The organism is Hymenobacter arizonensis (genome assembly GCF_900115775.1).
GTDB lineage: Bacteria > Bacteroidota > Bacteroidia > Cytophagales > Hymenobacteraceae > Hymenobacter > Hymenobacter arizonensis.
In genome coordinates this window covers 1,524,044-1,549,687 of sequence record NZ_FOXS01000001.1, presented here as the reverse complement: position 1 = coordinate 1,549,687, position 25,644 = coordinate 1,524,044, and the positions used below count along the sequence as shown (strand labels likewise).

Genomic DNA, 25,644 nt, shown 5'->3' with positions numbered 1-25,644 from the left:
AGTGAGGTAAGTGAATAGATTATGAATCGAAAAGAATTAAACTAATTGCATATTAAAATGTATTATGCTATTGTTCGACTGTCTCTGATTCGCTACTTGAACTTATGAAGAAACCTTGTGAAGTCGTCGTAAAACTTTAAATTTCCTTGGAATATTATATGATAAGCCATTTATTATATCTTTTGTACAAAATAGGATGAAGAAAATATAACAGCTAAATCTTGCCGTGAATTTGGACAAAGGAGGCAGGGCCTAGGCAGGTTCAACAGCCAGTTAACACAGGCTATTGGGCATATAAAATTGCGAGGGATGTATGCCGGGCGCAGGGCAGCAAGGGTTGACTCACGGCTTGCCCGTACCCCGCTTCGGCTTTTTGCGTAACCTCAAGAGTTGATAACCTTTTCAGTTCGCATGAAAATTGTTCTTACGCTTGCCCTTCTGCTGGCCACAATCAGTTGTTCTTCGCCGTCGGCGCAATCGATGGACGCCGGCGGAGTGCCAACAGCGCCCGTGCCCACCGGCGAGCCAGGCTATGTGAACGGGGTGCTGCCCCTGGACCTAAGCACCATAGTGTACCAGCAAAACAACGTGAATGGACCGCCCACTGAGCTGTTTTTCCCGAAGGATAAGGACCCCACCAACACGTTTAATCCCGGCCACGGGCTGCTGCTGAATGAGCACACCATTGTGATTGACTTTCCGCCGCAGTGGGACACCAAGAACCTAAAGCTGCGTATTCTGGACGGCAAGGGCGAATTTGACCCCGGGCAGCGTTATTACGCTGTGGCTCGTGGCAGCGGAGGCGCCGAGAAGCTGGTGCACACCTTTACGGGCAAGCGCTACAACGAAGTGGAAACCGTGGAGCTACCCCGCGATGTGGTGTACGAGCGGCTGGTGCTGCGCGGGCCGAAAAACGCGCAGCCTGCCAAGCTTGAGATTGTGGGCGACTACCGGCCGTTTAAGCCGGTTAAGTACCAGCGGCCGCGAGCCCCGCTGGCCGATTTCACGGGGACCAATGCCTTCCCCTGGAATTTCAATATGCCCGACGGCGGCTCCATTAGCGAAGCGAAATATGGAGCCATGCGCGACGTGTTTGGGGGCGTGCTGCGCATGTACATAGAGCTGGAAAAGTTTGTCCCGGCAGTGGGGCAGCACCAGTTCCGGTACTGGAATCTGGACAAGGTGGCCGGCCGGGCCCGTGCCGATAGGAAGGAATTGATGCTCACGTTTGTGCATGCCACCAAGCCAGAAATGGAGACCTGGCCCAAAAACAGCTACGAGGGCAAGGAGTTTCTCGACGTGGATGCGTCACCCCACAACTTTACCGCCGACTACATGCAGGAGGCGGCCTACAAACCCTCGGGCGAAGCGGCCTACCAAATGGCGGCTCGCTATGGGTTCAACAAAAGCATTCCGGATGCCAACCTGAAGCTATATACCGTGCCGGAATACCCCAACGCGCCGGTGGCCCAGCCCCGCAAGGGCCTAGGCTACGTGCGCTATTACGAGGCGCACAACGAGCTCGACAAAGACTGGAAAGGCCTGAGCCACTACATGAGCGGCTGGAAAATGGGCCTGCACCAGTCGGTGGTGTACGACGGGGCTCAGGGGCGCCTGGGACCTACCTGCGGCATCAAAACCGCCGACCCCAGCGCCATTGTGCTGAATGCTGGCCTAGCCAAAGCCACGCCCGATGCCTTCCGGGGCATGATAGACTGCTGGAAAAAAACGCGCGGCTACAAGCCAGACGGCACCCTCGACATTCCGCTGGACCAGTGGAACTACCACCAGTATGCCACCGACGGCGGCGGGGCCCAGCACAACGGCAAGCAGACTCGGGGCATTGCCCCAGAGAACAGCCGGTTGGGGGCAGCAGCCAAGCGTATGGTCGATTTCTCGAATATCTACGGCGGGGGCAAGCCCGTGGTGATTACTGAAACCGGCTACGACGTGCACCCGCAGTCGCCGCTGGCGGCGGTCCGGGCCAGTGATTTGACTGCTTACCCCAAGCGCGAGCTGATTCCGCAGGCCCGCATTCACCTAACGCAAGGGGTGTGGTCGTTGCGAACGCTGCTGGAGGTAGCGGCCCACGGCATCGACGGCATTGCGTGGTACCAAGCGTTCGACGATAATGGCAAGGTGCCTTATATATACCAGTCCTGCGGCATGCTGAACTCGGACAACACCCGCCGGCCGGCGGCTGATTTTCTGATGCAGACCCAGGCGCTGATGGGCAAATACAAGTTTCAGGAAAGAAAGAGTGAGAACCCGCGGGTTGATATCTGGGCTGATGGGATGGAGCGCATGGCGGTGCTATGGCTGCCGGTGGAAGATGATAAGAAAAGCACGTATGCGCTGACTCTTGAATCGAAGGGAGTATACTTTACCCCGGTGGTAGGGGCCGACCGGATGGCCCAGGCCAAGCTGACGACGAAGAACGGCGCGGCGGCCGTGCCGCTTAGTGAGCTGCCCGTGTTTGTGCCATTGGCGGGTGTTGCGGCTACCAGCGGCCCAGCGCAGCCCCAGGCTGCCAAGAAGAAATGAGGCGGTAAGACTTTTGGATGGCGCCGCAGTGCTCTTGCTGCACCGCGGCCAGTAGCTTTACCCGCCTGCCAGCTCGAAGGTGGCGCGGGATTCCCACTGCTGCCCGTTGTGGCGAAAGAGCGTGAAGGTGCGCACCTCGAAGGTGGCCTCGTAGGTGCGAGCGGCAAAGAGCTGGCGCAGTTCCGGAACCTGGGCGGGGGGCAGGTCGCGGGTGGCCAGGGTAAGGTGGGGCGTAAATGGTCGGCTTTCAGGCTTGACGTCGGGCAGCTGGGTGCGGCACCACTCCATGAGGGCCGCGTGGAATTGCTTTGCAGAGGCGGGCTCACTCACATGTACGAAAAGCGTGCGATTGCCGAACCAGGCAAAATTGCTGAGCCCGACCCGGAAGGACGGCTGTGTTGCGGCGAAAGCAGCAAGCGAGGCTGTGCAGCGGGCTTCAAAGTCGTCGTCGGCCCGCAGCGGGGGCACTAGGGTGATATGGGGCGGCAGGCGCACAGCATTGCGGCTGCCGGTAAGGCGATGCACCTCCTGCTTTAGCGCCCAGGTTTCGGAAAACACGGGCTCGAGTGGGAGGAGCGCAACCAGGTAGAGCGTCTTCATTACTGGTAACTATGATGGACAAGGCTTCTTACGAGAAGACTTAAGCCACCGGCGGCCTATTGACTTTGCTTTGCTGAATAGCAAATTCCATGACTTAGGAGCAGGATAGTTGGTAGCACATAGCTTGCTAGTCAGCATAAAGCAGACTTCGAGCAGGTATGTTGTCGCGCAAAGTCACGAAACCTCACGGCCAGGATTTCAAAGTAACGAGGAGAGAGGGAGGGATTGCTCTGACAATTGCAGACTCATCAAAGAACGAAGCATAAATCATTAGTATCAGGTAGATAATGGTTATTAAACCATAAATTATAGACATAACAAGTAAAATAATTAAAATAATTATTGGAAAAATGTTGATTTAGGTAATTAGTGTTGTTAACTTAGGGTACTCTAAAGAAAAACTATAGTCTTCTGTGTGCAACAGTTCAGCTATGGTTCATGACCTCGCGTGCCGACCAAGACTATGGGCGGAGTAACGGACAAAAGCACTGACAAATGACCCGAATAAGTCGGGCGAAGCTTAGTGTCGATTGCAGAGTGCGTCTTAATGCTTGCGCCCGAAAATGCTTCAGGGCCAGCGCAGGTAGACCCCAAATAACATCACCATGTATGGGCTTTTCATAGCTGTCAGCTATGAAACAGGGCTTTTTTGCCCTGCGATTTTAGCGCTGTGAGCGCCGGGGCACTGTGTGTGCACCCCAGGCCAACTGCTGTCTGGCAGGGTTTATCCCCAATTCAATTTTTTACCCTTTTCACTTTCACTTATGTAATCATGAGAATTACACGCCTCACACCTAATCTTTCGCAAAGCGGATGTTGCCCGGTCCCAGTCAGGACATATACTTCCGCGCTGCCCCTGAGGGCCAGTATTGCCTCCAGAGGGATTAAAGTGGCCACGAGCTGGCTGCACTTTCTGCTATTTGTGTTCACGGTATTATCATTCTCTGGTTCAGCACTAGCACAGACAAGTACATTCAATCTGCCACCGGCCGACCGCTGTACTTCCAAGGACCTGGTGGTAGAATCGGCGTCTGTGGCGGGGCCAGGGTGCCCCACCTGTGCACCCGGTACCCCAATCACGGCGCCGCTGACCATAGCCATTAACAACAAAACGGGCTCAATACGAACCTCTTTTGCCTTTTTTGGTACCATAACCCGAACAACAAGCGCGGGTGTAACCACTACTGAAAGCATTACGGGTTGCGTAGGTCCTGTGCCCGCCAACACAATTACATCTTTTACGTCGGGCACCCCCACCGGAGGTACCCTTCAACCCATTACCTATGTATGTGGCCAAACCTTGACCCTAACTGACCTCTACCTGGCCTGGACTGACGCCTCCGATGGTGCAGCCCGGCAATGCCCACTCGACCCATCTAAAATTGCCCCCAAATGCGGAACCGCTCCTTCTATTTTAATTAAAACCCCGCTGACCGCTTCGTTGAGCGCTGCTCCAACTTGCACGGGAGGCAGCATCACGGTTAGTGCCAGTGGCGGTACTGGTCCTTATGAGTACAGCATCAACGGAGGCTCGTCTTATCAGAACAACGCCACTTTCAGTGGTCTTTCGGCCGGTAGTTACAGCGTAATCGTTCGGGATGCCTCGAGCCCAACGCGCTGCACTTACACTGCCGGGCCTATTGTCCTGACGCCTCTGCCCACGCCCGCTGCTCCTACTGTGAGCGTGAGTGCGGCTACCTGCACCGCGGGTTCGGTGGCCACCATCACCTCAAGCACTGCGGGCCTGGAGTTTAGCCTCGACGGTGGGGCGTATGCTGGTTACCCTGCGGGCGGCTATGCCAACCTAAGCGCCGGGCCGCATACGCTTAGGGCTCGGAGCACCGACGGCTGCATCTCGGGCCCTACATCCTTCACTATCCAGGGCAAATTGCCCTCGCCCGGCGTACCGGCAGCTACCGTGGTGCAGCCCACCTGCGTTTCGGGCAGCGGCACCGTGAACGTGACTTCGCCCGTGAGCGGGGTGGTCTACACGCTGACCAGCGGCGGCACGACCCTGACGGCGGTTAGCGGCGTGTTCAGCAATGTGGCTCCGGGTTCCTATACCCTGACGGCTACCCTTGGGATCTGTTCTACTAGTGCGCCCAGCCCCATTGTGGTGAACCCGCAGCCCGGCACTCCTGCCACGCCAGCAGCTACGGTGGTGCAGCCTACGTGCTCAGTGGCCACCGGCACAGTAAACATTACCTCTCCGGCTTCCGGAGTAACCTACACCCTGACTGGGCCGAGCCCGGCTACTACCGTCCGCACTGCTAGCACGAACCCTTATAGCTTCGCCAATCTGGCCCCCGGCACCTACAGCCTGACGGCCAGCAATGCTGCCGGCTGTGTAGCCGGACCGGTTAGCGTGGTGGTGAACCCGCAACCCGTAACTCCAGCCACTCCAGCCGCAACCGTAGTGCAACCAACCTGCCTGTCGGGCAGTGGCACTGTGACGGTGACTTCGCCCGTGAGCGGGGTGACCTACACGCTGACCAGCGGCGGCCCCACTCTAACGGCTGTAAACGGCGTGTTTAGCAACGTGGCTCCCGGGTCTTATACCCTGACAGCTACGGTAGGAGCCTGCTCGGCCAGCGCGCCCAGCCCAATTGTGGTGAACCCGCAGCCCGGCACTCCTGCCGTGCCTGTAGCCACGGTGGTGCAGCCTACATGCACGGTAGCCACCGGCACTATTAGCGTCAGTGAGCCCATTGCCGGCTACACGTATACCCTGACTGGACCGAGCCCGGCTACTACCGCCCGCACCGCTAGCGCAGCCCCCTATAGCTTCGCTAATCTGGCCCCCGGCACTTACAGCCTGACGGCTACCACCGCAGCCGGCTGTGTATCCGGCGCACGCAGCGTAGTGGTGAGCCCCGAGCTGGCGACCCCCGGCGCGCCTACTGCTACCGTTGTGCAGCCCACGTGCGTTACCCCAACAGGGACCATCAACGTAACTAGCCCCAACAACACCTACACGTATACCCTCACCGGCACCGCTCCTGTGCGGGCATCCATTACCAGCACTACTGGTATCTTCAGCGGGGTGGCCAGTGGTGTGTATAACCTCACCGCTACCCTCGGCAGCTGCACATCGGGCGGTACTTCCGTAACCGTTAATGGCACGCCCAGTGACTGCTTTGGCAAGTTCTGCACCCTTACGCAGGGCGGTTACGGCAATGCCAACGGCCGGTTCTGCGGCGGTCCCCGCCGTACCGACTTGGTTAACTCACTCCTGGCTCAGGGCTCGCTCACCATTGGTTTTGGCTCCCGTACCATCACCTTCCTGAGCAACCAGGCCGACTGCATCATCGCCCACCTGCCTGCTGGCGGAACGGCCAGCGCCTTCCCCAGCAGCTTAGGCAACCAGAACGGCTGCACCGGCAACCTGACATCGGTACTCGACAGCAGAACCGACCGCTTCAACAACGTGCTCATTGGCCAGACCCTGACCCTGAGCCTGAACACCCGCCTCGACGCCAACCTGGGCGGGGTGCAGTTGACCCCAACAATGGTTACCTATGGGGCTACCTCCTGCGGCAACGATGCCCAGCCCATCCTCACCGACGTAGTCACGCGCACCATACCGCAGTCGGTTATCACTTACCTCAACGCTACTGGAGGTGCCACCGTGGCCAACCTGCTGAACCTTGCTAACCAAGCTCTGAGCGGTGCCAGTGGCCTGCCCAGCCACAGCGATATCAACGCTGCAGTGAGCGCCATCAACGAACTCTTCGACAACTGCCGCTTCACTGGCCAGCCCCCGGTGTGCAATGTTATGCCTCCAATGGGCACGGTGGCGCAGCCCACTTGCGCCGTAGCCACCGGCACGATTAGCGTTACGGCGCCCATTGCCGGCTACACCTACACGCTGACCGGCCCCAGCCCCGCTACCACTACGCGCACTGCCGCCGCGGCACCCTTCAGCTTCGCCAACCTGGCCCCTGGCGATTACCGCCTGACGGCTACCAATGCCGCTCGCTGCACCTCGCCGCCCACTATACTCACTGTGAATCCGCAGCCGGTTACGCCTGCTACTCCGCAGTTCACTATCACGCAGCCAACCTGCACGGTGGCAACTGGCTCGCTGTCCGTTAACAACCCCGTAGCCGGCTACACTTACACCCTGACTGGCACCTTGCCTGCGCGGGCACCGGTATCAAACACCACGGGCATATTCCCGAATTTGCCCGGCGGCTCGCAGTACTCGCTTACTGCAACCCTGGGGGCTTGCACTTCCCTCCCCGCAAACATCCAAATCCAGCCACAGCCCATCACGCCAACTGCTCCAGCAGGCACGGTGGTGCAGCCAACCTGCACGGTGGCAACGGGTACCGTGAACGTGACTTCGCCAGTAGGAGGCTTTGCGTACTACCTCACCGGCACCAACCCGGTACGGGCCGCAGTTAGCAACACCACGGGTATTTTCACCAGTGTAGAGCCCGGCATCTACAGCCTGACGCGGCTCAGCACTGCCGGCCCTGGCCCTGCTTGCATGTCGCCCGGCACGCCAATAACCGTGAATCCCGCGCCCATTTGCCCCATCCAAGGGTGCACGCTGGGTTACTGGAAAAACCACACCGACCGCTGGTGCAATACTTATAGCACCACTACGCTCTACGGCTCGGTGTTCACCAGCGCCCCCAGCCAAGTTCGGAGCCTCAACCTACTGGAGGCCCTCAACCTGGGCGGTGGCGGCATCGAGAACCTGGCCCGGCAATCGGTAGCAGCGCTGCTGAACATCTGCAGCAACGATGTGAACTACAACCCGATGTACGAAGGCAACACTGCGAAACTCATCGTCGATGTAAACGCTGCTTATATGAATGCCACTGCTGGCTCGCTGGCTAGCACGCTGGATTCCTACAACAACGCGGGCTGCCCCATGGGCGGTACCTCGGCCACCACGGCCAGCCTGACCTTGGGCGATGGCAGCGCAGCTGAAAGAGCCATGGGCATCTACCCGAACCCCTTCTCGTATCAGGCTTCGGTAGAGTTCACGCTCGGCAAATCAGAGCGCTACAACCTGCAAGTGCTGGATATGAGCGGCCGTGTGGTGAGCAAAGTGGCCACCGGCGTGGCCGAGGCTGGAACGGCCTACCGCTTCCAGATTGAAGGCCGCGATTTGGCCGAAGGTGTGTACATGGTTCGTCTGATTACCGACAAGTCGATTCAGACGCAGCGCTTGGTGCTGAAGAAATAGCCAAGCCAGGGTGAACAAAAAGACCGGCAGCTGCCAAGCTGCCGGTCTTTTTGTGTGAATACTTTGGGCCAGTTACCTGAAGCTTACGACAGACGTCGCAACCCCATTACCCCAATGATGATGAGGCTGGTAAAGAACAAGTGTTGAAGCGTAAACGGCTGCTTCAGCACGAGGGAGTCAACTACCATCAGGCCGACTACCGCCAGTGCCATCCACGCAGCATAGGCCGTGGCCGTGGGAATCTGGCGCATGGCCATCGAGAGGAAAATGACATTGCCGAGCCCGAAGGCGATGTAGGCCAGCAGGGGAATAATGGGCGCGAGGGTGGAAGGCTCCGATAGCGAGTTTACCCAATCCACTTCCTTGATTTTCTGCATATTCAGGGCTTTCAAACTATAGGTCCAGCAGACCTCCAACAGCGAAGCCACGAATAAGTAAAACCAATGCATAAGTACGCGTACTAGAAAAGGAAAGAGCGGCTTAGGCCGAAACTCTTGAGGGATTGGTGTCGGTGGTCACGACTGGTGTGCTGCCGGGGCCGCGTCGCTTGGCCAGGGTGCGCAGACGGCGCCCCAGCACCGGCAAAAACAGCTGGTAGCGCCGGTAAAATGGATAGCGCCGCTGCAGCTCCCGGTCATCGAAGCGCTTCACCGAAAACACGTGCTGCATGAAATAGTCCTTGGGAAAGGCGTAGTAGAGGCCCCACTTATCCGGCTTGTGGCCGGGCAGGTAAGCGGTGCCAAACATCCAGTCCCAGAACGCGAACTTAGTCGAGAAATTGGCGTGGTATACTTCCTGGTGGTCGGCGTGGTGCCAGAGGTGCATCTCGGGGCCGTTGAAGAAATACTGCAGCCGCCCGGATTTCACGTCGACGTTCGAGTGAATCCAGATGCCCCACACCGCATCAATCAGCGCCTTGATGGGCACCACCACCGGGTCGGCCCCCAGCAAAATGATGGGCGCAAACTCTATGGTTTGGTTGATGAGGATTTCGACGGCGTGGGAGCGGGAGCCCGCCAGCCAGTCGACCTGCTTGCCGGAGTGGTGCGCCTCGTGGGTGCGCCACAGCACGGGGCTGTGGTGCTGCCAGCGGTGAAACCAGTAGATGTAGAAGTCGTGGGTAATCAGGAAAAACAGCACCTGCACCCACACCGGCCAGCCGGTGACGAAGTTCAGCTTCGAAAACGAAAAGTGCTGGTCGAGGGGCAGGATGATGTAGTCGAAGATGATAATCTTCAGGAAGAAGCTTTGCACGAGGGTGTAGAGCACCAAATCGGTCCAGAAGCCCTCGCGGAAAAACGGCAGTCCCTTGCGGTAGGGAAAGCGCCGCTCCAGCATAATGACCACGACCACCCAGCTTAGCAGGATGGCCGTGGTGACGATTTCGACTTGTTTCATATCCTCAGCCAGCTAGTTGCCAAAACATTCCTTGTTTCAGACGCCCTCAGCCGCGTTTTGTTTTTCAGAAGCTGCAATTTTATCGGCCGGGGCCCTAGGCACCCACCGACGACTGCTCGCGCCGGAGCCGGCGGCGCGGCTCCAGTTCGCTGTCGTACACCTTCTTGATGCCGTCGCCGAAGCCGGCTTCCACGTCGCGGATGTCGCGCACGAGCTTGGCCATGCCACCGGGCTCCACCGAAGCGGCATGGTCGGAGCCCCACATGGCGCGGTCCAGGGTGAAGTGGCGCTCCACAAAGCAGGCACCCAGGGCTACTGCCGCCACGGTGGTGGCCAAGCCGGTTTCGTGGCCCGAGTAGCCAATGGGCGTGGTGGGGAACATGGCTTGCAGGGCGGGCACCATGCGCAGGTTCAGCTCCTGGGGCGGGCAGGGGTAGGAGGAAGTGGAGTGGGCAATCATCAGGTCCTGATGTCCGACCCATTCCACGGCCTGGTTGATTTCGTTCAGCGTCGACATGCCGGTGCTGAGCATAAGCGGCCGGCCGGTGGCGCGCACGCGGTCGAGCAGGGGCCGGTCGGTGAGGGAAGCGGAGGCCATTTTGTAGAGCACGGGCTTAAACTGCTCCATGAAATCGACGGAGGGCTCGTCCCAGCAGGAGGCAAACCAGTCCACGCCCAAGGCCCGGCAATAGTCGTCGATGGCGGTGTATTCTTCGATGCCGAACTCGGTGCGGCGCTTGTAGTCGATGTAGGTCATGCGGCCCCAGGGGGTGTCGCGCTCCTTTTCCCACTGGTCTTTGGGCACGCACAGCTCGGGGGTACGCTTCTGAAACTTCACGGCATCGCAGCCGGCGCGCACGGCCTCGGCAATGAGCTGCTTGGCCAGGTCCAGCGACCCGTTGTGGTTGATGCCGATTTCGGCGATGATGTAGGCGGGGTGACCGGCTCCGATGAAGCGGTTCTTTCCGATTTCGACAGCATTCATAATGCGTAGGGTTAAGGCGTTCGGGGTGGGTGGGTTGAGGGAAAGGAGTACTGGCCGGGGCGGCTAGTACTGGCTGCGGAGCAGTTGGCGCTCGATAAAAACTCGTTGGCGCCCCGCGTTGTCGGGGCTCTTGCTGGCGATGATGAGTTCGGCCAGCTCCCGGAAACAGCCGTGGCCGCCGGGAGTAGTGCAGTGGTAGTGGGCCACGTGGCGGGCAAAGTCGGTGGCATCGGCCGGGCAAGCCGCCAGCCCCACCAGGCTCATAATTTCCACGTCGTTGGTGTCGTCGCCAATGAAAGCGACTTCAGCCGGAGTAAGTTGTAAGCGGGTAAGAATTTCCTGCAGGCAGGCGGCCTTGTCTTTCACGCCCAGGTGCAGCTCGGTGATGCGCAGCTTGTGGGCGCGCTTCACCACTGAGGGCGAAGTTTCGCCGGTAATGATGCCCGTGGCGATGCCCTGGTTGCGCAAGCGCTCCACGCCCATGCCGTCGCGAATGGAAAACTGTTTCATTTCCTCGCCGTGGGCGGAGTAATACACCCCGTTGTCGGTCAGGACGCCGTCCGAATCGGTGAGCACCAGCTTGATGTGGCGGGCCTTGGCTTGAATGAGGGCAGTTTCCATAGGTAGCAGGGTGAGAGTTGAATAAACAGCAAAAGTGACTGTTTAGCTTATAGAGGACTCTAGATGTAAGTTTATGAAATAGTTACGAAATAGATTGTCCCTTTATTCAACCGAAATCAGATGGCTGTCCACCCCCCATCAACGACCAAGTTGGCCCCGGTCATATAAGCGGAAGCATCGGAAGCTAGAAATACCACAGCCCCTTGATAATCCGTTGCTGCGGCCATGCGACCCAGCGGCGTCTTGGCGCTGTACTGTTGAACAAAAAAATTATCCTGATTATTTTCCACGCCGCCCGGCGACAGCGTGTTTACCCGCACGCCGCGCTTGCCCCAATACGCCGCCAAATAGCGCGTGAAGCTGATAACGGCGCCCTTCGTGGCGGGGTAGGAGGGTGACTTGTAGAAGGTCTGCTCGCCCTGAGCGTTGATGTAGATGCTTTGGTCGGGTCCCACGATGCCGTAGGTGCTGGCCACGTTGATGATGCTGCCGTGGCCCTGCTCGGCCATGGGCGTGCCCAGCACCTGCGCCGCCAGGAAAACCCCCGTCACGTTCACCTCAAGGGATTTCTGCCAGGTATCGAGCGGGAAGTTCTCGAACTTAGATAAGTCGGCCGCCAGCGCAGGGTTCTCGAACATGTCGTTGATGGCAGCATTATTGACCAGCACATCGATGTGGCCGAACTGCGCCAGAATCTGGTCGCGCGCTGCTGTGAGTGATTCTTTGCTAATCACATTCACGGAAAGCGGCAAGTGCGGGCCGCCAGGTAGCTCGCTTGCTACTGCGGCACAGGCTTCGGCGTTGAGGTCGGCTACTACGACGTTGGCGCCAGCCGCGGCGAGGGCGGCGCAGTGCTGGCGGCCAATGAGCCCGCAGGCGCCGGTGACGATGGCGGTTTTGTTGGTTAGGGAGAAAAGGTCCATGTATGGGGACGTTCAAACGGGCGCCTCACCCCCTAGCCCCCTCTCCGAAAAGGAGGGGGGGAACTAGACTTCTAGTTGTTTATAGTCTAGAAGTAGTGAGAACAGCGACTCGTTTATGAAAATGCTAAAACTAGAAGCTAGTCCCCCCTCTCCTTTTCGGAGAGGGGGCTAGGGGGTGAGGCGCCCGTCAGAACGACCTACTTCGCCTTCACCGGCGCCGCATTCGTCACCTTGCGGAACACCGCTTCCACAGGTTCGCCCAGCAGGCGGCTGGCCACGTCACCGGCTTCAATGGCCTCTTTCAGCAACGGCAGCACGTCGCGATAAGCATCGAGAGTGTGGGCCACGTCGGCATCGGAGTGCGAGAAGCACATGTTGTGGAAGCCGCCCCACATAATGCCGCGCTTGAACAGCTCCTGCTGCATGAAGGCCTTAATCTCCATGGGGTTGCCGGCCGAAGCATCGAAGGTTACTATCGTGCGGCAGTCGTAGCCGTAGCACTTGGTGTACTGGGTCAGGCCCAACTCGGCGGCGATTTCGTTGTAGCCGTCCTTGAGCTTTTTGCCTTGCTCGGCGAGGCGGGCGGGCACGTTCTGCTCGCGCATTTCGGCGATGGTGGCCATGGCGGCGGCCATGCTCAGGGCTTCGCCTCCGAAGGTGGTGAAGAAGAAAACGTCTTGCTCAAAGAGCTCCATCACGTCGCGGCGGCCAGTGAGCAGGGCAATGGGCATGCCGTTGGCGAAGGCTTTGGAGTACACGGCCAGGTCGGGCGTGATGCCGAAGTACTCCTGCGCGCCACCCACGGCGATGCGGAAGCCGGTCCACATCTCATCGAAGATGAGCAGCGTACCGTTGGCCTTGCACAGGGCGGCTACCTCGTGCAGGAAGTTGTCTTTGGGCGCGTCGAAGATGAAGGGCTCCAGAATGACGCAGGCCACATCCTCGTCCAGCAGGGCTTTCAGCGAGTCGAGGTTGTTGTACTCGAAGGCAGCAGTCAGCTCCTTTATTTCCTTCGGAATGCCTTTGTCGCGGCTAGTGGTGCCGATGTACCAGTCGTGCCAGCCGTGGTAGCCGCAGCACAGCACCTTGCCGCGCCCGGTGAAGGCGCGGGCCACCCGTACTGCCGCCGAGCACACATCGGCACCGGTCTTGCTGATGCGGATGCTTTCAGCATTGGGAATGATTTCGTGAATAAGCTCCGAGAGCTGCACTTCCAGCTCGTGCATCATCGAGAAAGTGATGCCGTCCTGCAGCTGGGCCCGGATGGCATCATCGACGCGCGGGTAAGCATAGCCCAGCGAGATGGGGCCGATGCCCATCTGGTAGTCGATGTACTTATTGCCGTCTACGTCCCAGATGTGGGCGCCTGAGCCGCGCTTCACGTACTTCGGCGACACGCCTTTAGTGTACTGGCCGGGGCCTTTGGCGAGCGTTTGCGTCACGGGCGTCATGATTTTTTGCGCGCGGGCATACAGCTCATCCGACTTCGTGATGTCGGGATAATTCTCGTTGAAGGAAACGGTGTTGGGCATGGCTATTTTGTCATCCTGAGCGCAGCGAAGGACCTTATCACCTTCGCGCAGCATGTGTTAGTAATTCTGACGAAAGCAGCCGTGATAAGATGCTTGCTTCGTCAACATGACAGACGATTTTGTTACTCGGCAAATTGATTTTCCAGCACGGCGGGTCCGGCTGAAATAGTAGCGCCCGACTCGCCCAGCGCTTCGGCAACGCGGCGGGCAATGTGCTGACCGGTAAAGCCTTCGTGCTCCAGCACGGCGCTCAGGCGGCCGGGGCGGTACCACCGCTCTTCCAGGGCCAGGGGCAGCACCCGAGTTGTGAGCTGGTTGCGCAGCAGCACCTCAGCCAGAATAGAATACAGCCCGCCGGTGATGAAATGGTCTTCCACTGTCACGATGAGCGAGCCGCGGCGCACTACCTCAAGCAGCGCTGCTTCGTCTATCGGCTTGAGACTGCGTAGGTTGATGAGACCCACGGATTTGCCCTGGGCCTGCAGCAGCTCGCGGGCTACTAGGGTTTGCTCGAAGAGCATGCCGTAGGTGAGAATGGTTACGTCGGTGCCTTCGGCCACGATTTCGGCCTTGCCCATTTCGAACGGGGCGTGCTCGTAGGTGGCGGGGCGGGTGTTGATGCGCACGTAAGCCGGAGCGGGCGAGGCCCAGATGGCGGGCAGCATGGCGAGCATGTCGGCTTCGTCGGCTGGGGCAAATACCGTCATGCCGGGGATGCCGCGCATCAAGCTTACGTCCTCAATGGCCTGGTGGGTGGGGCCGTTGCCATCAGATAGGAAGCCGGGCACGAAGCCGCTCAGCTTCACGGGCAGCTGGCCAATGCCCACGTCGGTGCGGATGAATTCGAAGGCCCGCAGCGTGAGGAAGGTGGCCAAGGCGTGCACCACCGGCACGCGGCCGCGCAGGGCCAGCCCGGCCGCGGCGCCAATGAGGGTTTGCTCAGTAATGCCGGTGTCGATGAAGCGCGGGCCCAGCACGGCGGGCAGGTTGCGGATGAGGGCGCGGTTTTCGGCCGTCATCACCACCAGTCGCTCATCGGCGAGGGCGGTTTCTTTGATGAGTTCTTCGTAGGTCATAGAGTGTAGCGTTAAAACTTCTGTCATCCTGAGCTTGCGAAGGACCTTATCACGTTCGCATCAGCTATGAATACTGCGAGGCGTGCTGGCGTAATAAGGTCCTTCGCAAGCTCAGGATGACAAATGGGAATAGGTCAGCGTACCGTGAGCGTTTCGCTGGTCAGCGTGGTGGCTTCCTGGCTGTGCAGCTCGCGCAGTAGCTCTTCCACTTCCTCGCTAGAGAAATTGCAGAACCAGCGGTCGGCGCGGGCCTCGATGCTGGGGAGGCCGCGGCCGCGCACCGTGTCGCAAATGATGACGGAGGGCTTGGTGTCGGAGAAGGGCAGGGCCGAGAAAGCAGCTTCCAACTGCTCGAAATCGTGGCCGTCGATGCGGCGGACTTCGCAGCCGAAGGCTTCGAACTTGGGTGCCAGGGGCTCGAGCGGAATCAGGTCTTCGGTAGCTACGTTGGCCTGGAAGTGGTTGCGGTCGACTACCAGCGTGAGGTTGTTGACTTTATGGGCGCTGGCTACGAGTAGCGACTCCCACACCGTGCCTTCGTTCAATTCGCCGTCGCCGGTAATGACGATGACCTTGTTGTCCTGACCGCGCATGCGGCAGTCCATGGCCACGCCCAGGGCCACGCTGGGCAGGTGGCCCAGGGAGCCGGAGTGAAACTCCACGCCGGGCACGTTGCGGTTGGGGTGCCAGTAAATGTGGTCGTCGGTGCTCAGGTGCTGGTTCAGCCGGTCCTTATCGAGGAAGCCCAGTTCCACGAAGGTGCCGTAGAGGGCCGGCACGTCGTGCCCCTTCGAGAGAAACAGGTAATCGCGCGTGGGGTCGGTGAGGTTGTCGGGGCGCACGTTCAGGCAGTCGGCGTAGAGGTATACCAGCAGGTCGGCGCAGGAGAGGGAGGCGCCCGTGAAGCAACCGCCATCGGTGCTGAGGCGCACAATGTGCTCGCGCACGCGCAGGGCCAGTTGTTGGAGGTGCTCTTTTTGCTCTAGTTTCATAGGTTGGGGAATGGTCAGTTGCCAGTTCAAGCTGTTTAGTTGATTAAGTAAATCATCTTGAATGTCATGCAGAGCGCAGCGAAGCATCTCGCGTGCTTAAGTAATTAGCTACCCCAAGCGAGATGCTTCGCTGCGCTCTGCATGACATTCAAGATGACAACTAAATTTTACGAGTTTGAGAAGGGTCGACGGTTTTCAATTCGTCGAGGTGGTTACGGTACCAGTTTACTCCGGCATAGCGGGCATTGAGCTGCGCAATGTCGGGCCGCTTGTTGAGTAGTGTCAGAATGTCGTCGAGGCCGAACGCTGGGTTGCTCGCGTAGAGCGCCTCGTAAACGGCATTGATGAAGTCATAGTCTTCGGGGTAGTCAATGGTCCAGCGGTGGCTCATGGAGTAGTCCTGGCCGGTGTCCCAGGCCACGTTGCCGAGGCGGAAGCGGTCGGAGTTTTCCCAGAAAAAGGGCGTGGTGTGCTCACGCTCCAGCGGGCGGCGGGCTTCGCGCCAGGCAGTTTCCAGAGCCGTAAAGGGCATTACTTCTACGTCGTTGCCATCGGGGAAAGTGGCGGGGTGCAGGTTGCTCACGAAGTCGTAGCGGTCGGCGAAGTGCAGGTAGTAGCCCACTACTTCGTCAATAATAGCCGGGTCGATGAGCGGGCAGTCGGATGGGATTTTCAGCACCACATCGGCGCCGTAGTGGCGGGCGGCTTGGTAGTGGCGGTCGAGCAAGTCGAGGGCATCGCCGCGGAAGCATTCCAGGCCGTGAGCGGCGCAGCACTCGGCTACGGCATCATCAGCAGCGTCGGTGGTTGTGGCTACCACCACAGTGCCAGCCAGATGGGCGCGCTGTACTCGCTCTACCATGCGCACCAGTAGGGGCTGGCCGGCCAGGGGCAGCAGTATCTTTCCCGGCAGGCGGGATGAACCCATGCGGGCCTGCACAACAGTCAGGATACTTGGTAAGTGCATGATTTAGAGAATTCTGATTTCCAGTTTAGTACTAGGAGGTATACGATTGGTATTAGGAAGTTTAAACAACCTTGTTCGGCACAAAGCTTCGTTGGGATATCCAGTTCATTGCACTGCAAACGAACTGTCGGCTTCCGTAGAAGTGGCGAAGGCCTCGGGCTGATACTGGCGCAGGAAGGCGGGGCCACTGCCTCCAAAGCGGCTAAAGCTGCGGCAAATGGCGGCGATGCGCCGGGCTGAGGTACCGCCATTCTGCCAGGGCTGCTTGCGCTTTAGGTCTTCGACATCGAAGTAGGAGTGCACCGGCTTGCCCAGGCCCAGGCCCACGTACACCACGGTGGAGTACTGCGTAATTAGCTCCGAGCAATTGGCAATCATGTGGTCGGTGTTGCCTTCGGTATAAATCATGGTGTCAGCCGGGGCGTTGGCTCTGATTTCGGCCACGGCGCGGTCCATTTTCTCATTGGGGTGCAGCTTGAAGAGCAGGGGCCGGCCGGCCGCAATGCGCACGCACTCCCGAATAAACTTGGGGCGGTTTTCGGGGGTGAAGGTTTCGCGCAGGTCGGAGGTGGCCACCATCACGTAGCCGTGGTGCGGAAAGTCGTTGTGGCGCAGCTGCTCCACGTTGTCGAAGTTGGGGATGCCCGTTACGATGAGCTTGTCGCGGTCGACGCCCACGTAGGCAAAATGCTCTTTGTACCCTTCCGAGGCCACGCAGTAGATGTCGCAGCAGTTGGCCAGGCCATTGAGCGCCGTGCCAATGGCTAGAATGGGCATCCAGTTGAGCTTGCGGACGAGGCGGGCCCACCAGTTGAGCGGGTCGGTCATGCCTTCCTGCACGAAGATGGTTTTGGTGCGGCGCACCAGCGGCCAGGGCACTATCACGTCGGAGCAGCACACCACCAGGTCGTAGGTGTTGCCGAATTGCCGGGCCTCAAAATCGTTGTTGAGGCCGTGCTCGGCCAGGTATTTATCGGCCTTGGCCTTGATGGCGCCGGTGACAATGGTTTTGTCGAGCCCGCCGGTTTTTAGCAGAAACTCATAGAAGGGGCGCTGCCAGCCGTCGTAATAGAGCTGGCTGAAGTAAGGGTCAAATTCGTCTTCCAGCAGCTGTGCAATCTGGTGCATCTGCGTGGTTTGGTTGGGCGAACCAATGAGAAAGAGAACCTTTTTTCGAGACATGCAGAAAAGAGAGAAGCGGGCAGACAATGGAGTTGGCAGCCACTGGTTATCAGGCCGGCCAACACGGCTTTGCTAGCAGCCAGCAGCTCGCCACCAAGCACGCAGCGCAAGCCAATGGTCTTGCTGGTAGCAGGGTTGCGGCTGAGGCGGAAACCAAAGCGTATGGGCAAGGTACTGAACAGCCGGCGAAGTAAGCAAACGGCCCTGGCCAGGGCAAAGCGCCTGCATTAAGCAATTGAGAAGGTTCTCACACCCTTAGCCGGCCGTATCAATAAACAAATAGATTTTATCAATTAATGCTCATTGCTAAGGAGAAAGCCAAGGTTTGGGAAGCAGGGCAGAAGCCGGCCTAGGATGCCGCCGCTGGCCTGGCCCCAAAGCCAAGCGCGCGCGTACCCAGCCACAACGTTTCACTCGGCATTATACTTTAGCCTAGGGCAATTTTGGGACGGCGTTCAGGTCGGATTTTGCTCCGGCTGAATTACGGGGAGGCTGAGGGAAGCAATGGTGCCGCGGCCGGGGCGAGACACCAGCTCGAAGTGCCCGCCCAGAAGCGCCGCACGGTTGTAGAGGCCGGCCAAGCCAATGCCCTGGGCGCTGCCTACCGCGGTGGCTACGTTGAAGCCGCCACCGTCGTCCTCCATGCTGATGTGCACGTGGTTGTCTTCGTAGGCCACGTGCAGGGTGGCTTCCTCGGCGCGGGAGTGCTTTATCACGTTGTTCAGCAGCTCCTGCACCATGCGGTAGATGGCCACCGTGAGCACCTGCGGCAGGGGGCGCTCCAGGCCGGTGAGGTAGAGGCTGAGGAGCAGCTTGGCGGGCGCCACGCTTTTGGCCAGCTTTTGCAGGGCCACGGCCAAGCCAAAATCTTCAAGAATGCCCGGGGTGAGCTCAAACGAGACCGTGCGCGTGGCTTTGATGGCGGTTTCCAGCAGCTCCAGCGCCTCGGTAGTGGTGGCGGCAGTGGGCGCGCTGCCGTGTTTCTCCAGGTGCAGCTTGGTGGCGTAGAGCAGCTGCCCCACGCCGTTGTGCAGGGCTTCGGCAATGCGCTTGCGCTCCACTTCCTGGGCCATGAGTATCATGCGGAAGGTTTCGGCCTGCTGCTGGGCTTTAAACGAGGCCGCAGTGGCGTGCAGGCGGTTGCGCTCCGTCACGTCGCGCAGCAGGAGCAGGCCGCCGGACTTGTCGGCGGCCTTGGGGTTGGGCAGCGGAATAGCCGTCAGCTCAAAATCGCGCGGGGGGCCATCGAGGGAAAAAGCTTGCTGGAAGCGGGGCCGGCGAGTGCCCGCGTCCAGCAGGTGCTCTACAATGTGGCCGGGCGGCGAGTCGCGACTAAACGGCAGGCAGGCAAACACATCCTGGCCCAGCGCCTCGGCTTCGGGGCGGCCGGTGAGGGCTTGCATGGCCCGGTTCCAGGCGGTGAGGCGGCCGGCATGGTCGAAGGCCGCCACGCAGTCTACGTGGTGGTCGAGCAGGCTTTTGGTAAACTTTTGCTCCTCGCACAGCTGGGCCTTCGCTTGCTCAGATTCGGTGACGTCGATAGAAAACAGGACGCCCTGCTGGCTGTGCTCGTCAAAGAAGCCGTGGTTCTGAAAATGCACGCGCTGCTGCGGCGTATCGGTGCTGCCCAGAAAGCTGACGGGCTGGCCGCTCAGCATGCGCTGCATGGGCTCGGTGAGCGCCGGAAAGGCCTCGTACACGGTGCGGCCCTGCAGGGAGTTGTCGGGCAGGGAGAGGCGGTGCAGGCCGGCCCCGGTCAGCTCCAGGCACTCGCCCGCGGCCGAGAGGCGCATAAACACCACGGGCAGGTTCTGCAGAAACTCCTGAAACTGGCGGTTGCGGTAGCGCAGGGCTTCTTCGGCCAGGCAGCGCTCGGTCACGTCCCGCACTAGCCCAACCAGGCACTCGGGCCGGCCCTGGGCATCGTACTGCACCTTGGCGTGCGCGGCCAGGTAGTGCACCGAGCCGTCGGGCCAGAGCACGCGGTGCTCAATGTCGAGCGGCAGGCCGTGGCGAATGGTGGCCTGCAGGGCCTGCTGCATGAGCACGACGTCGGTGGGGTGCACGGCATCCTGCAGCACGGCAAACGACGTGGGGCTGGGGTCATGGGGCCGCCCGAAGCAGGCCTGGGCCTGGGCGTCCCACTCCAGGGCGTTGGTGGCAAAGGCCCACACCCACACCCCGGTGCCGGAAGCGGCCAGGGCCAGGTTCAGGCGGTCGTCGCTGCGCTGCCGGCGCTCTACTTCCTCGCTCAGAGGCGTTATGTCCATCACGGCCAGCTGCACGGCGGGGGCGCCGGCCAGGTTGGTGCCCACCACGCCATCCACGTGCGCCACCAAGCGGGAGCCGGCGGCCGTTTGCAACACAAACTCGGCGGCATGGCGCTGCCGGGTGCTCAGCACCGTGCCGAAGAACTCCAGGAAGGCGTCGCGGCTCTCGGGGCTCACAAACAGCAACAGGCGCCGGCCGCTCAGCTGCCCGGCCGTGGTGCCCAGCAAGCGGCCGGCGCGTTCGTTGAGCTGGGCAATGGTGCCATCGGTCCCAACGGTGAACAGGGCCGCTGGGGCAAAGTCGTAGAGGGCGGCAAACTGGGCCCGCGCCGCTTCGGCCTGGGCCCGCGCCGCTTCGGCCTGGGCCCGCGCCGCTTCGGCCGCCAGATGGGTGGCGGCCAGCTGCTCGTTCTGCATTTCCAGCTCTAGCTGGTGCAGCTGCAGCGCCTCAATTAGTCGTTGCTCTTCGGCGAAGGTGCCGGGCGGGGCCGGGGTGCTGGGGGCTGATGGGTTGGGCATGGCAAGCGAAGAGCAAAGGCCCGTTACTTAATCAAGCCATCGGCTAGCGCGATTTTGACCAAGGCGGCCGTATTCTTGGCCTGCGTCTTCTCCAGAATGTTCTGGCGGTGGGTTTCCACGGTGCGCTTGCTGGTAAACAGCTGGTCGGCGATTTCGGCGTTGGTCAGGCCTTCGGCAATCAATTGCAGCACTTCCATCTCGCGCTTCGACAGCAGCTGGCTGCGCACCGCGCTGGCCGGGGTGACGTTGGCGTTCCAGTCCAGCACCTTGCGCAGCATGCCCAAGCCAATCTCGGAGCACAGAAACAGTTTGCCGTCCATCACCATGCGGATGGCGTGAATGATTTCGTCTTTGCCGGTGCTTTTGAGCAGGTAGCCGCTGGCGCCCGCGTCCAGCATGCGGCCAATGTAGAGCTCCTCGATGAGCATGGACAAGGCCAGTATCCGCACCTCCGGGTACTCCTCGCGCAGGCGCAGCGTGGTCTCGTAGCCGTCCATAACGGGCATGTTGACGTCGATGAGCACCAGGTCGGTTGGGGTGTCGGGCAGCTGGTCGAGCAGCTCCTGGCCATTGCCGGCCGTACCCACTACCTGCACGGCCGCTTCCCGTTCCAATAACGACCGAATGCCGTCCCGCACAATGGGATGGTCATCGACTAAAAAGATACGAATCATGGCGGTACAGATTAAGAGTAGCAGAAACCAGCACTGTCTCAAGAAGAGCGCCGAATTCTTCTTTAAACGTTAAGTACGCGGGCTTAACCCTCTTATTTGGGTTGATATCAGTACTTAACCAATGGGAAATCAGTAATGAACAATTCTAGTTAAGTATTTCACGCGCCAAGCCTACGTATGCTGGCTTCGAGCTAGTTCAATAAAGCTGGGCCGGGTTTGGCTTACTCGTCCTCGTCGGGCAGGGCCTGCCAGAAGGCCAACACCGAAGGCGAAAGGCGAGCCGCCAAAAACTCGGTCAGGGAGAAGCCACGCCCCTCCAGCAGAAACCGCTTGAAATCGGGAATTGCGCGGGCCGAGGCCAACCCGCGCGACTCGGCGTGGGCACGGCGCGCGGCCGACAAGGTGGCCAGCCACGCCGCAAAGTCAGCCGGGGTAGCTGCCAGGTGGCGGGCCTCGCGGTAGTAGAGGTAGGTAGTGAAGGCAATGTCGCCCAAGGCGCCATGTGGCATGGCGAAGTCCGGGTTTGTGTTCATCGGAAACCAAAAACCATAGATTCTGCCCCGACTCAGGACCCGGCCGGGGAGTTCCACAGTGGAACTGTTACAAAGTTCCATTGGGTTTTCGCGCAGTTTATCCCACCAAATACGGGTTGTGAATGAGACGTTTACTGATATTGGCTGCGCATAAGTCGCCGCAAGGCCAACGCAAACGCCGTAGGCCAACCTACTTGTTTAGCACCCGAATGCTGGTTCGCCGGTTCAGGGCGCGGTTGGTAGGCGTGGTGTTGGGCACCAGGAAGCTCTGGGGGCCATAGCCCCGCGTTTGCAAGCGGGCAGCGGGCACGCCCATGCGGGTCAGGGCCTGCATGGTGGCGCGTGCCCGTTCGGCGCTGATTTGGTAGTTGAACACCATGCGCCCGGTGCTGTCGGTGTAGCTCCCAATGAGGAGTTGGGCGCGCGGGAAGGCTTTGAGCAAGCGGGCCAGATTGCCGAGTTGCTCCGCCGACTCGGGCAGGAGCGTGGCCGTGCCGGGCTCGAAGCCAATGCGGTCCAACACAATCCAGCGCCTGCTGGGGCCGATGGTATCGAGTAAAGAGGCCGACCCCAGCAGCCGGTAGAGCCGTCTCTCCGTCGAGTTAGCCCCTGCCAACAAGCGAGTGCCATCGGGCAGTGTGATAACGGTTTCGGGGCCCGTGTTGTAAATAAATACGTCGCGCGAGGCATCGTAGCTGCCAGCAGCAGATGCCAATGCCGATGTACGGCTTGCCCCCCGGGCCGTCAGTTTGCCCGCCGGGGCCGTCGCCTTGTTTGGAGTATTGGGGCCGGTGGCATTGTCAGGGCCCGGGGCTTGGTCTGCCGCCAATGGGTTGTCAGCGGTTTGTGTTTGCCCAATAAAGCTGCGGGCCAAAAAATACCCTGCGCCCATGGCCAGCAGCAGAAGCAAGCCCCAGCGCCAGTTTTGCCGCAGCAGCTCCCAGCCCGGCGCCGAGGACAACTTTGCCGCCCGCGCCGGCCGAGGCGATGAAGCCGGAGCAGCACCAACGGGAGCGGAACTGACGGGCGACGGTGGCAACGCAGGCTTAGCCGGGGGCGGGGTTTGAGCCGCAGGCATGGGCTTGGCGGGCGGAGTGGGTGCAGCCGTCACCGTCGGCGCTGCGGGCGCTGGCACCTCCGGAGGCCTAGCAGCTACTGGCGGCGCAGGGGCCTTGGCCGGCGACGCTGGCGCGACAACTGGTGCCACAGGCTTTGGGGTCAGTGGCACTGCTTCCTTCGCCTCCACTGGCGGCGCTTTAGGCGGCGAGTCTGGTTGCGCTAATGGCGCGGCAACGGGCTTTGCCATCGGTGCCGGCTCTGGCTTAGCTTCAGCTGTGGCAGGGTACGTATCGCCCAGCAGCACGGGAGCAGGCCGGGTGAATTGATTGGCCGATGATGTTGGGGCCGGCATCGCTGGCTGCGCAGGCTTCACAGTTGGTGGCGCAGTAACGACTGGAGCAGGTGGTGCTGGCGGGGGCGAAGCCGGTGGCTCTGGCACAACCGCTGCTGGCACGGGCGCAGGTGGCGCGGGCAGCGGAGCAGCCACTACTATGGGCGCGGGCACCGTCTCTTCCTTAGCCACTGCTATAGGCTTGGCCGGCGGTGTCGGGTCAGGTAGCGAGGCCGGGGAAGCCACCGGCGCTGGCACTATCAGTGGCTCAGTAGTCACCTCGGGCTGCGATGCGGCTACCGGCTTTGCTGTTGGAGTTGGCACCGCCGCGGGCGCGGGAGGCCTTGCCTCGGGCTGCGCGGGCGTAGGGGCCACCGCAGGCTGGGGCCGCGCATCGGCAAGCGGGGCAGCAGGTGCTGAAGGCGCTGGCGTAGGTTTGGGCGGTACAGCAAGCTCGGGGCTGGGCTTCGCAACAGGCGCTGGCTTTGCTTCGGTTGGCGGCGGTGGGGCTGGCTTAGCGGTATTGGTCTGCGTAGCGGCTGCTGGCATAGGGGCCGGGCCGGGCTGGGGGCGAAGGGCAGTTTGAATGGCATCCTTCAGCACGGCCGAGCCGATTATGTCCTTCTGCCGACGCAGCCAGTTGGCGAGCTCAAGCGGAGAAAACTCGTTTTCAACGGCTGTCTTCTCCATTTCCCGCAAAATGGTTTTGGCTGCCATGTGCACGAATGTCCGGCTGGCGCTGGGCTGAATTCCAATTTGCGCGGCTATCTGGCTGACGATGCTGCTGTAAGTAGGGCCCAGCAACTCAACTAAGGGGTTGGCCCCAGGCTCGACATCGGGGGCTTTTTCAGCGGAGCCAGCTGCGGGGTTCTGGGCCGCCGAGTCGGCGGGTTGCACCACCAGGTTGTAGAGCGCCGCTGGCGTGAGACCATACTCTAGCTGGGTTAATAAGCCTTTGAGCAGCAGGGGAGTTGCTTTGTTCAGCGCGGCGAGAGTGCTGGGCTCGGGCTCGCCCACCAAGGTGCCTAGCTCGGCAACGAGGCTGCTGGTAAACCAGGCTTTCACCGTATCGACTAAACCATTATTCATAAGTGGAACCAGTTGGATGCCAACGGCCGCAAACCCGGGAAGTGGGTTGCCGCTGCCGTCGACGGTACCTCGGTGCTGCGGTGCCGTCAGGAGTATAAACTATTGCGGCACCTATACGTGTACTCTTGAAAATTAAAAGTGTTAAAAAATGTGGTTAATGTGTTGTGGGGCAGCTGGGTATAAACAATCAAAATGGCTACTCTTCTAAATAGTGAGCCAGTCCCCGCGCCACTGCTGATTCTCAACCAAGGTGCCCACCGCTCAAAAAGCGTGGCTTGGGTAATCCATTCTGCTTTGAGCGGAAAAAGGTTCGGGATTTTATAGTAAGCTCCCGCTTAAGACTTTGTTATCATTTGATAATTAGCGCAAAGAGTACATGAGTATTAGCCTCTAAACAAGCCAGCCGTTTGAATGGCAAGACTTCAATTTAAGTAATCAACTGCTCCCAAACGGTTCCGGTTTTGAAGTGGCCGCCACGCCAAGCTTGGTTGTAGAGCTTACTTTTGGGGTTGCTATGAATGACCCGGAAATCCGCGCCCTGCTCTACCCGCTGCTCACCGGCGGCGTGTACGTCGACGAGCTGCCCACCGGTACCACCCGCGCCGATGTCGTGCACATCACGCCCGATTTCATGCACGGCTACGAGGTGAAGGGCGACGGCGACACCCTGCAGCGCGTGGCCAACCAACTCCGCTGCTACGGCGAGGTCTACGACTTCGTAACGTTCATCGTCACTGAAAAACACCTGCCCAAGGTGCTGCCGCTGCTGCCCGAATGGGTGGGCGTGCAAGTGGCCACTGCCGACGGCCTGCGCCTGCACCGCGCGGCTGGCTACAACGCCACCGTGGAGCGCGCGCCCCTCGCCGCCCTGCTGCTGCTAGAAGAAGTGAAGCAGTTTCTGCTGGCCCGGGGCCTGGCCGGCGCCAGCACCCTGCGCAGCCGCGAGGTGGGCCACTACCTGCGCACCACGCACACGGTGCCGCTTTCCAGCCTGGCCCAGTACGTGCGCGACCGCCTCATTGCCCGCCTGCCCGAGCGCCTGCTCATGCGGGCCGAGCGCAAAGCCGAGCGCGAGCGCCTGCCGCCGCGCAAGAAAAAGGCAAAGCGCAAAAAGCCAGCGCCCCGCAAAAAAGCCCGGGCCGTTTAGCT

18 protein-coding genes are annotated in these 25,644 nt (G+C 60.2%); 3 read left to right on the top strand and 15 right to left on the bottom strand.

Translation table 11 applies throughout. From position 1 onward, the window contains the following. Positions 1-411 precede the first annotated feature (411 nt). Positions 412-2,544, top strand: a complete 2,133-nt coding sequence (locus tag BMZ66_RS06425) for a hypothetical protein (protein WP_143080077.1) — start codon at positions 412-414, stop codon at positions 2,542-2,544. Between the two features lie 57 nt (positions 2,545-2,601). Here BMZ66_RS06425 and BMZ66_RS06420 read toward each other — a convergent pair whose 3' ends face one another. After that, a complete protein-coding gene (locus BMZ66_RS06420; RefSeq protein WP_092670125.1) occupies positions 2,602-3,144 on the bottom strand; it encodes a 2'-5' RNA ligase family protein in 543 nt (180 codons plus the stop codon). Positions 3,145-4,444: 1,300 nt separating this feature from the next. Between BMZ66_RS06420 and BMZ66_RS06415 the strand changes: the two genes are divergently transcribed. Beyond that, the gene (locus tag BMZ66_RS06415) at positions 4,445-8,344 is read left to right on the top strand and encodes a T9SS type A sorting domain-containing protein (protein WP_177204612.1); all 3,900 of its coding nucleotides are present in this window, start codon (positions 4,445-4,447) and stop codon (positions 8,342-8,344) included. A gap of 83 nt (positions 8,345-8,427) precedes the next feature. Here BMZ66_RS06415 and BMZ66_RS06410 read toward each other — a convergent pair whose 3' ends face one another. The 14 genes from BMZ66_RS06410 to BMZ66_RS26240 all read right to left on the bottom strand — a co-directional run bounded on the left by BMZ66_RS06410 (position 8,428) and on the right by BMZ66_RS26240 (position 24,495). After that, positions 8,428-8,793 (bottom strand): DMT family transporter, encoded by a 366-nt coding sequence (locus tag BMZ66_RS06410; RefSeq protein ID WP_092670121.1) that lies wholly within the window; start codon positions 8,791-8,793, stop codon positions 8,428-8,430. A gap of 31 nt (positions 8,794-8,824) precedes the next feature. After that, entirely contained in the window at positions 8,825-9,742 is a 918-nt protein-coding gene (locus BMZ66_RS06405) for a sterol desaturase family protein (protein WP_092670119.1), read from the bottom strand. Between the two features lie 94 nt (positions 9,743-9,836). Continuing rightward, positions 9,837-10,727 (bottom strand): N-acetylneuraminate synthase family protein, encoded by an 891-nt coding sequence (locus BMZ66_RS06400; RefSeq protein ID WP_092670117.1) that lies wholly within the window; start codon positions 10,725-10,727, stop codon positions 9,837-9,839. Between the two features lie 63 nt (positions 10,728-10,790). Continuing rightward, positions 10,791-11,348, bottom strand: coding sequence for a KdsC family phosphatase (locus tag BMZ66_RS06395; protein ID WP_092670115.1), 558 nt, complete (start codon positions 11,346-11,348; stop codon positions 10,791-10,793). A gap of 116 nt (positions 11,349-11,464) precedes the next feature. After that, positions 11,465-12,271, bottom strand: a complete 807-nt coding sequence (locus BMZ66_RS06390) for an SDR family oxidoreductase (RefSeq protein ID WP_092670113.1) — start codon at positions 12,269-12,271, stop codon at positions 11,465-11,467. A 197-nt stretch (positions 12,272-12,468) separates the two neighbouring features. Beyond that, positions 12,469-13,803 (bottom strand): aminotransferase class III-fold pyridoxal phosphate-dependent enzyme, encoded by a 1,335-nt coding sequence (locus BMZ66_RS06385; protein WP_092670315.1) that lies wholly within the window; start codon positions 13,801-13,803, stop codon positions 12,469-12,471. A 122-nt stretch (positions 13,804-13,925) separates the two neighbouring features. Next, positions 13,926-14,879: a transketolase family protein gene (locus tag BMZ66_RS06380; protein ID WP_092670111.1), complete on the bottom strand. Its 954-nt coding sequence runs from the start codon at positions 14,877-14,879 to the stop codon at positions 13,926-13,928. Between the two features lie 134 nt (positions 14,880-15,013). Continuing rightward, positions 15,014-15,871, bottom strand: a complete 858-nt coding sequence (locus BMZ66_RS06375) for a transketolase (protein ID WP_092670313.1) — start codon at positions 15,869-15,871, stop codon at positions 15,014-15,016. A 160-nt stretch (positions 15,872-16,031) separates the two neighbouring features. Then, on the bottom strand, positions 16,032-16,838 hold the full coding sequence (locus BMZ66_RS06370) for a cytidylyltransferase domain-containing protein (RefSeq protein WP_092670109.1): 807 nt from the start codon (positions 16,836-16,838) through the stop codon (positions 16,032-16,034). 105 nt (positions 16,839-16,943) lie between these two features. Next, positions 16,944-18,020: a hypothetical protein gene (locus tag BMZ66_RS06365; protein ID WP_092670107.1), complete on the bottom strand. Its 1,077-nt coding sequence runs from the start codon at positions 18,018-18,020 to the stop codon at positions 16,944-16,946. Between the two features lie 455 nt (positions 18,021-18,475). Beyond that, positions 18,476-20,809 (bottom strand): PAS domain S-box protein, encoded by a 2,334-nt coding sequence (locus BMZ66_RS06360; protein ID WP_092670105.1) that lies wholly within the window; start codon positions 20,807-20,809, stop codon positions 18,476-18,478. 23 nt (positions 20,810-20,832) lie between these two features. Continuing rightward, positions 20,833-21,483, bottom strand: coding sequence for a response regulator (locus BMZ66_RS06355; protein ID WP_092670103.1), 651 nt, complete (start codon positions 21,481-21,483; stop codon positions 20,833-20,835). Positions 21,484-21,704: 221 nt separating this feature from the next. Further along, positions 21,705-22,016: a hypothetical protein gene (locus tag BMZ66_RS06350; RefSeq protein ID WP_092670101.1), complete on the bottom strand. Its 312-nt coding sequence runs from the start codon at positions 22,014-22,016 to the stop codon at positions 21,705-21,707. A 190-nt stretch (positions 22,017-22,206) separates the two neighbouring features. After that, positions 22,207-24,495, bottom strand: coding sequence for an OmpA family protein (locus BMZ66_RS26240; RefSeq protein ID WP_092670099.1), 2,289 nt, complete (start codon positions 24,493-24,495; stop codon positions 22,207-22,209). A gap of 514 nt (positions 24,496-25,009) precedes the next feature. On the opposite strand from BMZ66_RS26240, the gene BMZ66_RS06340 reads away from it, so the two are divergent. Beyond that, complete coding sequence (locus BMZ66_RS06340) at positions 25,010-25,642, top strand: sce7726 family protein (protein ID WP_092670097.1); 633 nt, start codon at positions 25,010-25,012, stop codon at positions 25,640-25,642. Positions 25,643-25,644 lie beyond the last annotated feature (2 nt).

Excerpts from the sequence above, each read along its gene's own strand:
- BMZ66_RS06425 (WP_143080077.1), top strand. The coding sequence starts at position 412 with ATGAAAATTGTTCTTACGCTTGCCCTTCTGCTGGCCACAATCAGTTGT.
- BMZ66_RS06420 (WP_092670125.1), bottom strand. The coding sequence starts at position 3,144 with ATGAAGACGCTCTACCTGGTTGCGCTCCTCCCACTCGAGCCCGTGTTT.
- BMZ66_RS06410 (WP_092670121.1), bottom strand. The coding sequence starts at position 8,793 with ATGCATTGGTTTTACTTATTCGTGGCTTCGCTGTTGGAGGTCTGCTGG.
- BMZ66_RS06405 (WP_092670119.1), bottom strand. The coding sequence starts at position 9,742 with ATGAAACAAGTCGAAATCGTCACCACGGCCATCCTGCTAAGCTGGGTG.
- BMZ66_RS06400 (WP_092670117.1), bottom strand. The coding sequence starts at position 10,727 with ATGAATGCTGTCGAAATCGGAAAGAACCGCTTCATCGGAGCCGGTCAC.
- BMZ66_RS06395 (WP_092670115.1), bottom strand. The coding sequence starts at position 11,348 with ATGGAAACTGCCCTCATTCAAGCCAAGGCCCGCCACATCAAGCTGGTG.
- BMZ66_RS06390 (WP_092670113.1), bottom strand. The coding sequence starts at position 12,271 with ATGGACCTTTTCTCCCTAACCAACAAAACCGCCATCGTCACCGGCGCC.
- BMZ66_RS06385 (WP_092670315.1), bottom strand. The coding sequence starts at position 13,803 with ATGCCCAACACCGTTTCCTTCAACGAGAATTATCCCGACATCACGAAG.
- BMZ66_RS06380 (WP_092670111.1), bottom strand. The coding sequence starts at position 14,879 with ATGACCTACGAAGAACTCATCAAAGAAACCGCCCTCGCCGATGAGCGA.
- BMZ66_RS06375 (WP_092670313.1), bottom strand. The coding sequence starts at position 15,871 with ATGAAACTAGAGCAAAAAGAGCACCTCCAACAACTGGCCCTGCGCGTG.
- BMZ66_RS06370 (WP_092670109.1), bottom strand. The coding sequence starts at position 16,838 with ATGCACTTACCAAGTATCCTGACTGTTGTGCAGGCCCGCATGGGTTCA.
- BMZ66_RS06365 (WP_092670107.1), bottom strand. The coding sequence starts at position 18,020 with ATGTCTCGAAAAAAGGTTCTCTTTCTCATTGGTTCGCCCAACCAAACC.
- BMZ66_RS06360 (WP_092670105.1), bottom strand. The coding sequence starts at position 20,809 with ATGCCCAACCCATCAGCCCCCAGCACCCCGGCCCCGCCCGGCACCTTC.
- BMZ66_RS06355 (WP_092670103.1), bottom strand. The coding sequence starts at position 21,483 with ATGATTCGTATCTTTTTAGTCGATGACCATCCCATTGTGCGGGACGGC.
- BMZ66_RS06350 (WP_092670101.1), bottom strand. The coding sequence starts at position 22,016 with ATGAACACAAACCCGGACTTCGCCATGCCACATGGCGCCTTGGGCGAC.
- BMZ66_RS26240 (WP_092670099.1), bottom strand. The coding sequence starts at position 24,495 with ATGAATAATGGTTTAGTCGATACGGTGAAAGCCTGGTTTACCAGCAGC.
- BMZ66_RS06340 (WP_092670097.1), top strand. The coding sequence starts at position 25,010 with ATGAATGACCCGGAAATCCGCGCCCTGCTCTACCCGCTGCTCACCGGC.